The organism is Halobacterium wangiae, from assembly GCF_021249345.1.
In the GTDB taxonomy this organism is placed as follows: Archaea; Halobacteriota; Halobacteria; order Halobacteriales; family Halobacteriaceae; genus Halobacterium; species Halobacterium wangiae.
The window spans coordinates 1925312-1939717 of the sequence record NZ_CP089588.1 but is presented as its reverse complement, the minus strand read 5'-3'; the positions used below and the strand labels follow the sequence as shown (position 1 = coordinate 1939717).

13 protein-coding genes are annotated in these 14406 nt (G+C 68.7%); 9 read left to right on the top strand and 4 right to left on the bottom strand.

Annotated features, from left to right (window positions below; genetic code table 11):
• Window positions 1-77: 77 nt before the first annotated feature.
• Both LT965_RS10250 and LT965_RS10245 read left to right on the top strand, forming a co-directional pair.
• Window positions 78-947 (top strand): universal stress protein, encoded by an 870-nt coding sequence (locus LT965_RS10250; protein WP_232700706.1) that lies wholly within the window; start codon window positions 78-80, stop codon window positions 945-947.
• Window positions 948-1217: 270 nt separating this feature from the next.
• A complete protein-coding gene (locus LT965_RS10245) occupies window positions 1218-3485 on the top strand; it encodes an amino acid permease (RefSeq protein WP_232700705.1) in 2268 nt (755 codons plus the stop codon).
• 14 nt (window positions 3486-3499) lie between these two features.
• On the opposite strand, the gene LT965_RS10240 is transcribed toward LT965_RS10245, so the two are convergent.
• The 3 genes from LT965_RS10240 to LT965_RS10230 all read right to left on the bottom strand — a co-directional run bounded on the left by LT965_RS10240 (window position 3500) and on the right by LT965_RS10230 (window position 6403).
• Complete coding sequence (locus LT965_RS10240; RefSeq protein ID WP_232700704.1) at window positions 3500-3934, bottom strand: universal stress protein; 435 nt, start codon at window positions 3932-3934, stop codon at window positions 3500-3502.
• Between the two features lie 95 nt (window positions 3935-4029).
• The gene (locus LT965_RS10235) at window positions 4030-5718 is read right to left on the bottom strand and encodes a potassium transporter TrkG (protein ID WP_232700703.1); all 1689 of its coding nucleotides are present in this window, start codon (window positions 5716-5718) and stop codon (window positions 4030-4032) included.
• Window position 5719: 1 nt separating this feature from the next.
• Entirely contained in the window at window positions 5720-6403 is a 684-nt protein-coding gene (locus LT965_RS10230; RefSeq protein ID WP_232700702.1) for a potassium channel family protein, read from the bottom strand.
• A gap of 248 nt (window positions 6404-6651) precedes the next feature.
• Here LT965_RS10230 and LT965_RS10225 point away from each other — a divergent pair, with 248 nt between their 5' ends.
• The 5 genes from LT965_RS10225 (at window position 6652) to LT965_RS10205 (ending at window position 11952) form a co-directional block, all read left to right on the top strand.
• Window positions 6652-7032, top strand: a complete 381-nt coding sequence (locus LT965_RS10225; RefSeq protein ID WP_232700701.1) for a DUF8147 domain-containing protein — start codon at window positions 6652-6654, stop codon at window positions 7030-7032.
• A gap of 54 nt (window positions 7033-7086) precedes the next feature.
• Window positions 7087-7617, top strand: a complete 531-nt coding sequence (locus tag LT965_RS10220) for a VIT1/CCC1 transporter family protein (RefSeq protein WP_232700700.1) — start codon at window positions 7087-7089, stop codon at window positions 7615-7617.
• Window positions 7618-7772: 155 nt separating this feature from the next.
• Window positions 7773-8192: a hypothetical protein gene (locus LT965_RS10215; protein WP_232700699.1), complete on the top strand. Its 420-nt coding sequence runs from the start codon at window positions 7773-7775 to the stop codon at window positions 8190-8192.
• Between the two features lie 192 nt (window positions 8193-8384).
• Window positions 8385-10373, top strand: coding sequence for a serine hydrolase domain-containing protein (locus tag LT965_RS10210; protein ID WP_232700698.1), 1989 nt, complete (start codon window positions 8385-8387; stop codon window positions 10371-10373).
• Window positions 10374-10428: 55 nt separating this feature from the next.
• Entirely contained in the window at window positions 10429-11952 is a 1524-nt protein-coding gene (locus tag LT965_RS10205) for an SLC13 family permease (RefSeq protein ID WP_232700697.1), read from the top strand.
• Between the two features lie 117 nt (window positions 11953-12069).
• Here the strand turns inward: LT965_RS10205 and LT965_RS10200 are convergent, their stop codons facing one another.
• Complete coding sequence (locus tag LT965_RS10200; RefSeq protein ID WP_232700696.1) at window positions 12070-12720, bottom strand: DUF998 domain-containing protein; 651 nt, start codon at window positions 12718-12720, stop codon at window positions 12070-12072.
• Between the two features lie 145 nt (window positions 12721-12865).
• Here LT965_RS10200 and LT965_RS10195 point away from each other — a divergent pair, with 145 nt between their 5' ends.
• Both LT965_RS10195 and LT965_RS10190 read left to right on the top strand, forming a co-directional pair.
• Window positions 12866-13705, top strand: a complete 840-nt coding sequence (locus LT965_RS10195) for a CPBP family intramembrane glutamic endopeptidase (RefSeq protein WP_232700695.1) — start codon at window positions 12866-12868, stop codon at window positions 13703-13705.
• Between the two features lie 57 nt (window positions 13706-13762).
• Complete coding sequence (locus LT965_RS10190) at window positions 13763-14341, top strand: flavodoxin domain-containing protein (RefSeq protein WP_232700694.1); 579 nt, start codon at window positions 13763-13765, stop codon at window positions 14339-14341.
• Window positions 14342-14406: the final 65 nt, after the last annotated feature.

Below are 14406 nucleotides of genomic sequence, written 5' to 3'. Positions count from 1 at the left end.
GGCACGACTGGAGCCGGGAGCCGGGGCTGCTCCGGTTCGGGTGGTTCTTTATACCACTGTGTACCGAACTGATGGTTATGAGCATCAATTCGGACGACCGGCCGTGGCCACAGGCGCTCGGCCACGAAGACCTGGAGTGGCCGTCGGAGGACCAACGGGTCCTCGTTCCGTTCCGCGAGGCCGTGAACCAAGCCGAGACGAGTATGCTCGGGGCGAGTATCGCGTTCGGGTCGGACGGCGACCTCTACCTCCTGCACGCCGTCGACCCCGGCGAGACCGCGGACTCCAGTGCGATTCGCCACGACGCGGAGCTGAAGATGGAGATCCGCGACGAGTTCCCCGTCCCGGTCGTCCAGGCCGAGAAACCGTACTCGTCGAGGCTCCTCGACTCGTTCGTCGCCTCCCGCTCGATCACGGCGACGGTCGTCGACCGCGAAGAGACGAGTTTCTTCTCCCTGGGTCGCGACGAGAAGACGGTCGCGAAGGACTGCCACACCGTCGTCGGGACGAGGATGGACAGGTTCGACTCGCCGTCGAGCATCCTCGTACCAGTCGCGAAAGGGCCACACTCGGGACTCGCGACGAGAGTCGCCGAGGCGATCGCGAGGTCCTACGACTGCTGGGTCGAGCTCTTCCACGTCATCGCCGAGGACGCTCCCGAACGCGAGGCGGCCGACGCCGACAGACTGCTCGACGCCTACGAGTACCGGATGGCCGACGACGTCAGGGTCGACCACCACGTCACCCGGGCGCCAGACCCCGCTGAGAAGATCATCGAACACTCCCAGTACCACGATACGACGATCCTCGGAGCGCCGGAGAAGGGGAAACTCCGACGGTTCCTCTTCGGGTACACGACCGACGAGGTCAAGGAGAACCCCGAGGCGGGGCCGATACTGACGGCCCACCGCAACACGAACGACTCCGTCCTCTCCCGCTGGATTTAGGGAGCCACCGGTGAGGTGGGGAGCGTTCGGGGTCGTACTGCTCCGAGACCGCCGAACTGATTAAGCCACTCGGCTCCATCTGGCCCGGTATGTCGACGCCGACGCTACGCGAGTCCTGCCCGAACTCTGGGGGACGCCCGCCGTTCACCCACTCGACAACGAGTGGCGTTCTGTCGCGAGCGGAAGCACAAAGCCGAGTACCGACAGAGCCAGCCGCTACGGGAATTTCGCCACCCTCATCAGGGATGCATTCGACCGGGTGGACGAATAATGAGTGAGGAAGACCAGGAGTTAGCCCGGGATCTGGGCCTCCTCGAGGCCTACACGATCGGTCTCGGGACCATGATCGGAGCGGGTATCTTCGTCCTGCCGAGCATCGCCGCGGAGAACGCCGGCCCCGCGAGCATGGTCTCCTTCTTCGCAGGCGGCCTGATCTCCCTGCTGGCCGCACTCTCGCTGTCCGAGCTCGCCACGGGGATGCCGAAAGCCGGCGGCAGTTACTACTACGTCAACCGTGCGCTCGGCCCCTTCTTCGGGAGCATCGTCGGCTGGGGGATGTGGGCGGGACTGACCTTCGCCTCGGCGTTCTACATGATCGGCTTCGGCCAGTACCTCCTCCCCGGTCTCGGCCAGTACGTCGGGTTCCTCGCCGGCTGGGGCCAGCTGGGCATCACTGTCGCGGCGCTGGTGATGGCCGCGATCCTCACGGGCGTCAACTACTACGGCGTCAAGGAGACCGGCGCGCTGCAGAACGTCATCGTCCTCACGCTCGTCGGCCTCATCATCGCGTTCCTCGGCCTCGGGTTCCTCAGCGACCCGACCATCGGGGAGTTCAACCCCTTCGGGTGGGCGAGTGTCGCCGCCACCATCGGGACGGTGTACGTGACGTTCATCGGGTTCGAAGTCATCGCGACGAGCGCGGAGGAGATCAAGAACCCGAGTCGGAACCTCCCGCTGTCGATGATCGCCGCTGTCGTGACGCCGACCCTGATGTACGTCGGCGTGATGTTCGTCTCCACCGGGACGCTGTCGATCGACGCGCTCGCGGATTCGAAGATACCGGTCGCGGACGTCGCGGAGGCGTTCTTCGGGCCGCTCGGCGCACTCCTCATGATCATCGGTGCGGTGCTGGCGACCGTCTCCAGCGCGAACGCGAGCATCCTGTCGGCCGCCCGGGTCAACTTCGCCATGGGCCGTGACCGCATCTTCGTCAACTGGCTCAACGAGGTCCACGACCGCTTCCGGACGCCCTACCGGTCGATCACGGCGACGGGCATCATCACGCTGGTCCTCATCGCAGTCGGCGTCGGCGTCGGGACGCTCGCGGAGGTCGCGAGTTTCATGTACCTCATCACGTACGCCCTGGTTCACGTCGCGGTCGTGGTCCTGCGTCGTGCGGAGCCGGCCGACTACGAGCCGTCGTTCCGGATTCCGTCGCTGCTCTACCCGGTCGTTCCGATCCTCGGGTTCCTCGCCTGCATCGCGATCCTCGTCCAGATGGACACTATCGTGCAGGCTATCGGCGGCGTCATCGTCGTCGTCGGCGTGCTCTGGTACGTCGGCTACGCCCGCGACCGCGCCCCCGGCGAGGGGTTCGTCGGGGAGGCGATCGCGCCCGAACCCAGTGCTGTCACCGACGGGGAGGGCCGCTACCGGGTCGTCGTCCCGGTCGCGAACCCCACGACCGAGCGCGACCTGCTCCGGATGGCCGCGGCGAACGCGCACGTCCACGAGGACGAGAACGCGGAGGTCGTCGCGGTGAACGTCATCGAGGTCCCCCAGCAGACCTCGCTCTCCCAGGACGTGGAGTTCGAGGAGACGCGTGTGAAGCGACAGCAGGAACTGCTGGACGAGGCCAGAACCATCGCCGAGGAACTGGACATCGGACTGCGGACGCGTGCCATCGTCGGTCGCGACGCCGGCGAGGTGATCCTCGACGTCGTCGCGGAGGAGAACGCCGACCACGTCCTCCTCGGCTGGAAGGGCGCGCGGAGCAGGCGCGAGCACATCCTGGGGTCGACCATCGACCCGGTCGTCGTGAGAGCGCCCTGCGAGGTGACCCTCGTCAAACTGGGCCCCGAGGGAACGCGCGGCGAAGGCGACATCCTCGCCCTCGCCGGTGAGGGACCGCACGCGCCGGTCGCTGCACAGCGTGCAGCCGAGTTCGCGTCGATGTCCCCCGACAGTTCCCTGACGTTCCTGAACGTCCAGCAGTCCGACGACGAGGAGTCCGACCCGGAGGAACGAGGGCAGGAGGTCATCGACTCACTCGTCGAACGGGCGGCACTCGACGACGTGGAGTACGCCTCGCGGGTGGTCGTCGACGGCGACGTCGAAGACGCGATCCTGGCAGTCGCCGACGACTTCGATACGGTCTGCGTCGGTGCGACTCGCTCCAGTGCCGTCTCACAGGCGCTGTTCGGGTCGATCCCCGAGACCATCGGCGAGCGTACCGACGGGACGGTCGCGATGGTCCGGGGCTCCGAGAACGCCCCGATGTCGATCCGTGAAGCGCTCGTCAGGCGCCTCCAGCAGTAGGGTCGTCGGCCGGGTCACTCGTCCGCGAGCGGGAGCGAGATGACCGGGCGGTCGGCCTCGGTTATCAACCGGAGGGCCCTGTCGCCAGCGAGGAACTGCGTGATTCGACTGCCGCCGCGCGGCCGGAACGCGATGGCGGTGGCGTCGACGTCGCCAGCGAACTCGACGACCGCCTCGACGACGTCTCGGTCGTACCGGATTTCACTGTCTGCCTCCGGGAACCACTCCTGGAAGCTCGCGAACGCGGCGCGGGCGGCGTGCTCTGACTGCTCGACGGGCGTCTTGTCCGGGACGCCCTCGCCCTTCTCGACGACGTAGATGGCAGTCACCCGGTCCGGGTCGAACGCGTCCAGGGCTCGTGCCGTGGCCGCCGCGTCGTCTTCGTCCGCGACCGGCACCACGAGATTCCCCAACAGTGACTCCGAGGAGTTGTCGTCTCGGTCGTCCATACGCTGGAGTTTGCGCCTGTGACCATAACTGTTGGACCCTGTGGCGACCCGACCGCTCCAGCCGGCACGATGGTCCGCGAGTCACCCGGAGCGCGTCACGGGTCCAGTCCGTACAGTGCGGCCCGGACGAACACGAGCACGGGGATGATCTCGAGGCGGCCCACCCACATGTTGAGGACGAACATCCCCTCGGCGAGCGGGTGCATCGTCGGGCCAGTGATGCCCGAGGAGAGGCCGACGTTGCCCTGTGCACTGGCGACCTCGAATAGCGCGTCGACGTAGGTGAACGTCGGGCCGGCGACGTTAACGAGTACGAGGCTGCTGGCGACGAGGACGAGCACCCAGAGGAGCGTGACGATCGCCGCTTCGCTGAACTCCCGCTCCATCGCCTCGCGGTCGAGCGTGCGGTCACCGATGTTCGCGGTGATGACGGCGCTCTCCGGGAGGAAGACGCGGGAGAACTGCCAGACGATGCCGCGGGCGACGGTGTACCCGCGGATGATCTTGATGCCGCCGACGGTCGACCCTGCAGCGCCACCCAGTATCATCGCTCCGACGAGCAACACCTTGCCGCCGGCGAACCAGCGTCCGATCGGCGCCGACTGGAAGCCCGTCGCACTCATCGCGCTCACCCACTGGAACGTCGAGTCCCGGATCGCGTCGAGTGCCGCCCCGTCGAGGGTCGGGACCGAGAACGGCAGGAACGACTGCGTGGCGAACGCGTCGGCCGCTGCCGGGACGGACAGGACGTTCTGTATCGAGAGCACGACGACGCCCAGTGTGAGCAGGACGAACAGCCAGCGCGTCTGGAGGTCCGAGACGAGTTCACCCAGCGTCCGGTCCCGCAGGACGACGTAGTGGACGGGGAACGCGATAGCGCCCAGGATCATGATCGGCAGGAGGACGACCTCGACGAGTGGCGAGTCGTACGTCGCGATGGAGTTGTCGGTGACGGAGAACCCCCCGGTCGTGAGGCCGGTCATCGCGTGGTTGAGCGCCTGCCAGGCGACCTCCCACAGCGGGAGGGTGCTGCCGAACTCGCTGGCGCGGATCGCCGCGAACAGCAGCACGAACGAGAGGAGCGTGTAGCCGACGACGAGCTTCCACACCGTCCGGACGGTGGAGACGACGCTCGGGTGGATCTTCTCCTCGCGGGCCTCGCTCCGGTAGAGCGCGTAACTCCCACTTCCCGGTCGGGAGAGGATGGAGACGGTGAGGACGATGACGCCGACGCCGCCGACCCACTGGATGAACGACCGCCACCACTGGATCGCACGGGGGAGGGAGGGCTCGTGGATCGCCATCGTCAGGCCGCTCCCCGTCCAGCCGCTCATACTCTCGAAGAAGGCGTGCAGTGGGTTCCGGAAGTACGCGAGACTGGAGAGCGTCGTGGTGCCGCTGACTCCGATCGGCTCCCAGGCGCCCGTGTCCATGCCCGCCGGAACGAACGTGTCCATGACTGCTGGCGGTGTCACCCACGCGGTCAGCAGGAAGGGGAGTGCGCCGAAGGCGGCCACCATCAGCCAGCCGCCTGCGGCGATCACCATGCCGTGTTTCATCCTGGGGTTCGGCGCGTCGGCGAACGTGGTTCGGGCCAGTCCACCGACGACGGCCGTAACTCCTCCAGCGAGCAGGAACGCCAGTACGGCGTAGAACTCCTGGAACCCGACGGCGACGGCCGCGGTGACGACCATCAGCCCGGCCTCCATCGACAGGAGCGAACCGATGTCCCGGGCGATGATCGCCAGGTCGGTCGGGACCCGGCCGTCGTGCCGTCGAGACATGTCAGTGCTGGTCCTCTGCGTGGCCGAAGATGTCGGTCACGCTGGGTGTCGCGCCCTTCGCCGAGTAGACCGTGAGCAGGTCGCCCTCCCGGACGAGGGTGTCCCCGCGTGGGGTGATCGGTTCGCTCTCGGTGTCGCGCTCGATGGCGACGATGAGCGTCTCCCCCTTCAGCAGGCCCGACTCGTTGGCCTCCTGTAACGTCTTCCCGGCGATGGCTGCGTTCGGGTTGACCGTGATCTCGAAGACCTCCGCCTCGTCGCCGATGCGCATGAAGTCGATGATCGAGGGGCGCTTGACGGCCCGGTAGAGGTACTCGGCGATGAGCCGCTGGGGGTTCTCGATCGTGTTCACGCCGATCTGCCGGAACAGCCCCATGTGTTCGGGGTTGTGGACGACCGAGACGACCGCTGGCACTTCCAGTTCCTGTGCCAGCAGACAGACCATGATGTTGGTCGCGTCCTGGTCCGTCGTCGAGATGAGGGCGTCGGCACGGTCGACACCGGCGTCTCGCAGCGTCTCCTTCGACGTCGCGTCGTCGTTGAGGACGAGGCAGTCGTACTGGGCCGACGCTCGTTCGGCGCGTTCGTCGTCGCGCTCGATGACGACGACCTCGTTGCCAGACTTCGTGGCGATCTCGATGAGCGGGGTTCCGATGTCACCGGCACCGACGATGACGATGTACATTCGACGCAGTGTTACAGACGGGCCGATGAAATAGTACCGTTCTTCCGCTTCACCGTCACCAGCCCCGCTGAAGCCTCCTCAGCGGACGTATATGGGGTGTCGACGACGTGGCCCACTGGACGGTTCTCCGGAGTGCTGGAGGCCGTCCCCGGCAGTGTGCGTCGCCCGAACGCGCTCGTAGTGCGAGGAGCGCGAACACGGCGCTCGGACCACGTGTATCTTTACCAGCCACGGTCGTAGGGCCTGCTATGCGTTCGAAGCCCGTCGTGCTATCTGTGGTCGCTGGCGTCGCCGCGTTCGTCGCCGTCGGGGCAGCGACGACCGAACTCGTCGCCCCGTGGATCGAGTTCTCGCTGTTCGTCGGCCTCCCCGCGGGCGTGGTCGCCGGAGCGCTCGCGGCCAGCGTCGTCTACCTCGGTTTCGCCGACGGTGCGCCCGCGAAGCGACGGCGGGTAGCCCTTGCCGTCGCCGGGTTCGGCGTCGTCTTCCTCGGCGTCCTCGTCCTCGCCGCTGCGGTGTTCGGCCTCGGTGTGGTCGCCGCACTCGGCCTCGGTGCCGTCCTCGGCCTGGCGACCGCTGCCGGCTACTACCGCGAGGTGACGGTCACCCCGCAGACCGCAGCCGACTGACCGACCAGCCCGCGTGACCTACGGTTTTGGTCGCCCGGCCCGACCGTCTAGGCGATGCTCGAACGGCTACTCGGGGACGAAGTCGACGACGCGGGCGGGTACATCGCCGAGGTCATCTACGGCGCGAACGACGGCATCGTCACGACGTTCGCGGTCGTCGCGGGGGTCGCAGGCGCGGCACTCGACCCCGGGATCGTCCTCGTCCTCGGCGTCGCCAACCTGCTCGCCGACGGCTTCTCAATGGGGATGAGCAACTACCTCAGCCAGCGCTCCGAGCAGGACTATCGGGCCGCACGCGGCGAAGCTGGTGGGAACGGCCGGCCGGCGGTGTACACGGCCGGCGTGACGTTCCTCGCGTTCGTCGTCGCCGGCTGGGCACCGCTGCTACCGTACGCGGTGGGCATCGAGGCGACATTCCGGCTCTCCGTGTTCGTCACGGGCGCGGCGTTCTTCGCGGTCGGCGCCAGCCGGAGTCTCGTGACGAACCGCCGCTGGTACGTCGCGGGCGGCGAGATGTTCGTCGTCGGCATGCTCGCCGCCGGCGTCGCCTACAGCACTGGCGCCGCACTGGGCGGGTTCGCGTAGCGGACGGCACGTGGCTGCAGTGAGCGCGCTGCTCCCTCCTCGGTGAGGAACTGAAGTCCGCCCGCGACCAGTCGTGGCCAGCGGGTCGGTCACGAGTCGGTGCCGCTCGGCGAGTGGCTACAGCACTTAATAGTTCAGGCGCCCAATACGATCGTATGGCGGTGACTCGGTGGCTCTTCACGGCGCTCCTGGTGTTACAGGCCCACTTCGCGGCTTCGTACCTCGTTCCTCTGGACGAGGAGGCGCAGGGAGAGTTCGGTGGCCTGTTGCGGTGGGCCTGGCCCTGGAGCGGTGGCGACAGTGGGCTGCTGGGTCAGGTCACCGTATCGTCGGGCGTACCGCTCTCGGGGATCTTCCTCGCGATAATCGCGGGGACGCTGTTCTTCCTCGCAGCCCTGGCGGTCGTCGATATCTGGGTGCCCGTCGGCTGGTGGCGGGTGCTGGCTGGAGGCGGAGCCGTCCTGTCGCTCGTCCTGATGATAGGGTTCTTCGGAGCGACGAAGCTGCTACCGATGGTCCTCGACCTCGTCGTGCTGTGGGCTGCCGTCACCGACTGGCTCCCACCCACTAGCTGATAGCGACAGTCCACACCGAGCGACAATCGGGGAGGCGCCGACGGGTCGGGAACGACGCTGGCGTACTGAACGTATCTCCCGGCAGGAACGTCCGTTCCACTCGCCCCTCCGAGTGCGGAACTGCGCTGGCCACTGCCGTTGTAGTTCTCCTACCCACCGACACCTTATCTGACAACGACGCGTACGTTCTTCGTGAGTCCCCCACACGGAACGAACTCCGGTGGGCCGTCGGCCGCGTCTGGGCTGCGGACCTGTTCGCGACGCGCGGTGCTCGGCGGTCTCGCTGGTGCCGGCCTCGCGACGGCGACACCAGTCGGCGCCGCCGCTCGCCAGCCGAACCGGGGAGCCCAGGCTGAGGACGGCCCCCTGTCCGACCCCGTGGCGTTCGAGTCGTTCCTGGACGACGTGGTGCAGGCGCAACTGTCGACCCACGACATCGCGGGAGCGACCGTCTCGGTGGTGGACGGCGAGACGTCGTTCGCGAAGGGGTACGGCTACCGCGACGTGGCCGCCAGTGAACCCGTCGACGCCGAGGAGACGCTGTTCCGCATCGGCTCCGTCTCGAAGCTGTTCACGTGGACCGCGGCGATGCAGGCAGTCGAGCGCGGAGACCTCGACGTCGACGTCGACGTGAACCAGTACCTCGACGCGATACCGATCCCCGAGACGTACCCGGAGCCGGTCACGCTCGACCATCTCGCCACTCACACGGCCGGCTTCGAAGACCGCGCCCGGGGGACGTTCGCGGCCGGCCCGGGCGCGATAGCGCCCCTGGAGACGGTGTTGCGCGAGGAACAGCCGGCGCGCGTCCGCCCGCCGGGCCGACTCCCCGCGTACTCGAACTACGGCGCCGCGCTCGCGGGCCACCTCGCCGCGACAGCCGACGGCACGACCTTCGAGTCCTGCATCGAGCAGTCCGTCCTCGAACCGCTGGACATGACCCGGAGTACGTTCGCCCAGCCGGTCCCCGAGCGACTCCAGGACGGCCTCTCCGAGGGGTTCGTCCCGGCCGGCGACGGCTTCCGCGTGGGCGACTTCGAGTACGTCGGGCTGCCACCGACCGGTTCGATGGCCGCGACGGCGACGGACATGGCGAAGTTCGTGCGCGCCCACCTCCAGGGCGGCGCGACCGACGACGGCCGCATCCTCGACCCCGAGTCCGTCGCGGCGATGCACCGACGCCGCTTCGGCACCGACGAGCGGCTGAACGGGATGTGCTTCGGCTTCTACGAGCTGAGTCGCGACGGCGTTCGGATCGTCGGCCACGAGGGCGACACGGAGCTGTTCCACAGCCTCCTCGTGCTCCTCCCCGAACACGACGTCGGCCTGTTCGTCTCCTACAACAGCCCCGGCGGCGTCGAGGCGAGACGCGACTTCCTTGACGCGTTCGTGGAGCAGTACTACTCCGGCGACGACCAGCCACCGCTGGTCCCCGACGGGCGCCCGGAGCGTGCCTCGGAACTGACGGGCACCTACCGCTCGCTACGGATGCCGTACACGACCTCCGAGAAGCTCATCGGCGCGACCGACACCGTCCTGGTCTCCGTCGACGACCGCGGCCGACTCCGCACCGTGTCGACGCGGACCGGCACGCAGCAGTGGGTGCAGCAGGGGCCGCTGTACTTCGAGGAGGTCGGTGGTCCAGACGCGCTGGCGTTCGGCGAGACCGACGGCGAGGTGACTCACCTGTTCTTCGACAGTCGCCCACCCACGGCGTACAGCCGCATCGCGAGGTGGGAGGAGCCGCTGTTCCACGCTACCGTACTGGCCGTCTCGCTGCTGGTGTTTCTCTCCGCGCTGGTCGGCTGGCCCACGGCCGCAGTCTGGCGACGCGCCCACGGGCGTTCCGGTCCGCCGTCGGCGTCGCTCGCCCGGTGGGGTCGCTGGGTGGCCGGTACGGCCGCCGGGAGTTACGTGGGCTTCGTCGTGGTGTTCGGTGCGCTCCTCGTGACGGACCCGCTGGTGCTGTTCGCCGGCGACCCGTTCACGTTCCGGGTGCTCCTGCTGGTCGCGCTCCTGGGCGCCGTCGCGAGCGTCGCGAGCGCGGGGGTCGCCGTCCTCGCGTGGTGGAACGGCTACTGGGGGCGCTGGCGCCGCCTCCACTACTCGCTGATCGCGCTCGCGGGGGTCGCCACCGCGCTCGTGCTCGCCTACTGGAACCTCCTGTGGTACCAGGCGTGAGCCGGCGTCCTCACCCAGGTACCCTTAAGCGACCGGGCTTCGAGAGCCGGAACGGATGACCGACCGACGCTCGCTACTGGCGGCCGCCGTCGCGTTCGTCGCCGTCGCCACGGCCCCGCTCTCCGGGCTCGCGACGGCCGGCCAGTACGCGCTCGCGACGGCCGCGTTCGCGGGCACCCTCTGGGTGACCGGCGGACTCCCGCTGCCGGTCACTGCGCTGACGATCCCCGTGTTGCTGACGGCGTTCGGCGTCTTCCCGACCGTCGACGCCGCCGTCGCCGGCTTCGCGGACCCCATCCTGTTCCTCCTGCTTGCGGGGTTCGTCCTCGCCGAAGCGCTCCAGAAACACGGCACGGACCGGCGCATCGCCTACCACGTCCTCGCCGCCGTCGGGACCTCGCCACACCGCATCGTCTTCGCCGTGATGCTCGCGACGGCCGTCCTGTCGATGGTCGTCTCCAACTCGGCGACGACGGCGATGATGGTACCCGTCGCCGTCAGCATCGCCGACCGCGTCGTCGCCGACGTCGAGGCTGGCGAGCCGACCACCGCTTCGCGCTCGAACTTCCGGCTCGCGCTGGTGCTGGGCGTGCCCTACGCGGCCACCATCGGCGGCGTCGGCACGCTCATCGGTACGCCGCCGAACGCCATCCTCGTCTCGCAGCTGGCCGAACAGCTCGCGTACACCATCACGTTCGTCGAGTGGCTGGTAATCGGCGTGCCGTTCGTCGTCGTCGGACTCCCGGTGACGTGGTACGTCCTCGTCACCGTCTACCCGCCCGAGGTCACCGACGCGAGTTCCGCACGGGTGGAGGCGCGACGGTACCTGCGCGAGACCGGCGCGCCGTCGACCGCCGAGCGCCGCGTCATCCTGGTGACCGCTGCGACAGCCGGCCTGTGGCTGCTCGGCGGCCTCGCCTTCCTCTTCGAGGGCGTGCTCCCGGCAGAGTGGCACGCGACGCTGTTCGGCGGCTCCGGGGGCCACCTGTTCGGGAGTGGTGGCCACCAGGGCGCGCTCTACTACGTGGTCGTCGGACTCGCGGCGATTCCCGCACTCTCCATCGCCGACGTGCTCGAGTGGGAGGACGTCCAGCGGATCGACTGGGGGACCATCGTCCTGCTCGGCGGCGGCATCACGCTGGCGAACGCCCTGGCGGCGACGAACGCGACACGGTGGCTCGCCGAGGGCGCCGTCGGCTCGGTCGCCGGTGCACCGCTCCTGGTGGTCGCACTCGCCGTCGCCGCCGCGACCATCGCCGTCTCGGAGATCGCCTCGAACACCGCGATGGCGGCCATCTCGATTCCGGTGCTCATCGCCATGGGACCGCAGTACGCGGGGACGCTCGGCTCGGACCCGGCCACGGCCAGCATCTTCCTGGCGGTCACCGGCGGCCTCGCGGCGAGTTTCGGGTTCGCGCTCCCGGTGGCGACGCCGCCGAACGCCATCGCGTTCGGGACGGGCGAGATGACGAAAGACGACATGCTGCGCCCGGGCCTCGTCCTCGACGTCGCGATGGCCGTCGTCACCGCCCTGCTGGCCTACGGGCTGTTCACCGTCGTCTGGCCGGTTGTCGGCTGACGTCCAGCCACCGTCCGCCCGTCGCACCGCGGTAGCGCAGCGAGGACGACGAACAGTACCAGCCTCCGAGGTGAGGTAGTCGGCGAACGACGACCTCTGGCGTCTATTGTGAGACGTCTAGGGCTGTGCGGGTGCGCTGGCCTGGCCGAGCAGGTAGCCGCCGAACCCCGTCACCCACACTAGGATCGGGTAGACGACCAGGCGTTCGACGCCGCCCAGGCCGAGTACGAGCAGCGGGTTCGACTCCCCCAGGACGAAGACGCTGGCCAGCACAGCGAGGGAGAACGCGCCGAACGCGACGCAGAGGTACTGGAACGGACCCTCGACGACGCGCGCCGAGAGCACGGCGGAGAACCCGCCGCTGACGAACGTGAGCAACGCGAACAGGCCGTGCCAGGGCACCACGTTCCCGGGGAAGAAGCCGACGCCGAAGATGCCCGCGCCGAACAGTGCGAGCGGCACGGTGACCGCACGTCGCTCGAGCGACCGGTGGGCGAAGAACGTGCCGGCGAGGACGAGCGCGCCGGAGACGAGCATGGTCGCGTTGAAGATGGACGCCGAGGGCTGGTAGATCACGCTGTTCGGTGGGCGCGACGCTCCGAGGTCGCTGATCTCCTGGAGTGTCGTGTAGCCCGGGTAGAGCACCTCGGCGGTGATGATGCCGAGCAGCGCGACGCCGCCGACGAGGAACAGCAGCGCGCCCGCGGCGGCCTCGGCGTCACGAGAAGCGCCTCTGGCGGTGGTGGCGTCCGGTTCGTCCTGGCGCATCGGTGTGCTGGGAGGGTCGACGCGACCCCGGAAAAGTATGCGCGCGCTACGCCGCCTGACAGGGACGGCACCGACGACCGTAGGCTGGCGTTACGCCGACGCCCCGTCCTATTTGCTCGTGGCGACCGAACAGTCGACGAGAGCCGTGCCCGACGCAACCGCGACCACCGACGGCTGGTTCGACGTCTGGGCGTTCCTCCTGTTCTCTCACGGCTGGACGTGGCTCTGGTGGAGCGTCCCGGTCCTCGCTGGCTGGCACGCGTTCCGGTTCCCCGGCGTCGTCTTCCTCGTCGTCGGCGGCCTCGGCGTCACGCTCGGCGGCGTCGGCATGACCTGGCTGGTCGGCGGGCGACGGGGACTCCGGGAGTTGTGGCGTCGCCTCGTCGACCCCGGACTCGTGCCGTCGCGGTGGTACCTCGCAGTCCTGTTCGTGTGGCCGGCGCTCGCGGTTGGCGGCGCACTCCTCGCCAACGTCACGGGGGAAACGCGAGCACTCTCCGTCGAGCCGCTGGTCGAACTATCGGTGGACCCGCTCGCGCTGTTCGCGACGCTGCTCGGCATCTTCCTGCTCGGGCCACTCCCCGAGGAGATCGGGTGGCGCGGCTACTGGCTCGACCGCCTCCAGCGCCGCTGGAGCGCGCTCACCGCCAGCCTCGTGCTCGGCGTCGCGTGGGCGGTCTGGCACGCGCCGCTGTTCGTGATGGTCGGATACTTCAGTAGCTGGGAGTTCTCGCCGGCGCCGCTGCCGTTCGCGTTCAACATCGTCGTCGCCGCCGTCCTCTACACGTGGGTGTACAACAACGCCCGCCGCAGCGTGCTCGCCGTCGTCCTGTTCCACTTCCTCCAGAACGCGACCGGACAGCTCCTCGAACTCTCCCCACGGGCGGAGTCCTTCCAGACCATCCTGACGGTGGGCTTCGCCCTCGCGGTCATCGGGTGGTGGGGGCCACGGCGACTCCAGCGCGTCGAACATGCCGACGGTTGACGCCCGCCGTTCGGCCGCCAGCCGCCATTTATTGAGTCGCGAGCCCAACTCGTCTGCATGGCTTCCTTCCTCGTCTACTACGGGACCGGAGAGGGACAGACCGCGAAGGTCGCCGACCGCATCGTCGAGACCCTCATCGAACGGGGCCACGACGCGACGGCGGTCGACGCCGCCCACGGGCTCGGAGACCGCTCGCTCGCGGACTTCGACGCGGTCGTCGTGGGCGCGTCGATCCACGCCGGCAAACACCAGGCGGCAGTCACGGAGTTCGTGGAGGCCAACCACGAGGCGCTGGCCGGGACACCGACGGCGTTCTTCCAGGTGTCGATGTCCTCGGCCACCGAGCAGGGCCGCGAGCAGGCCGCGGGCTACGTCGAGTCGTTCCTCGAAGCGACCGACTGGCACCCGGACCGCATCGCGACGTTCGGCGGCGCGCTGCGCTTCTCGGAGTACGGCTTCCTCAAGCGATTCCTGGTGAAACAGGTCGCGAAGAAGGAGTTCCCCGACGTGGACCGCTCGGCTGACGCCGAGTTCACGGACTGGCAGGCGGTCGCCGACTTCGCGAACGACGTCGCCGCGTTCGTCGAGGGGCGCCTCGGCGTCGTCCCGACCGACGGTGCGCCCGCCACAGAATGAGCAGACGGGACGAGTCGCCTCCCGTTCGGTGGGAACGAGAGGCCGGGTTTATCCCACGCTTCTTC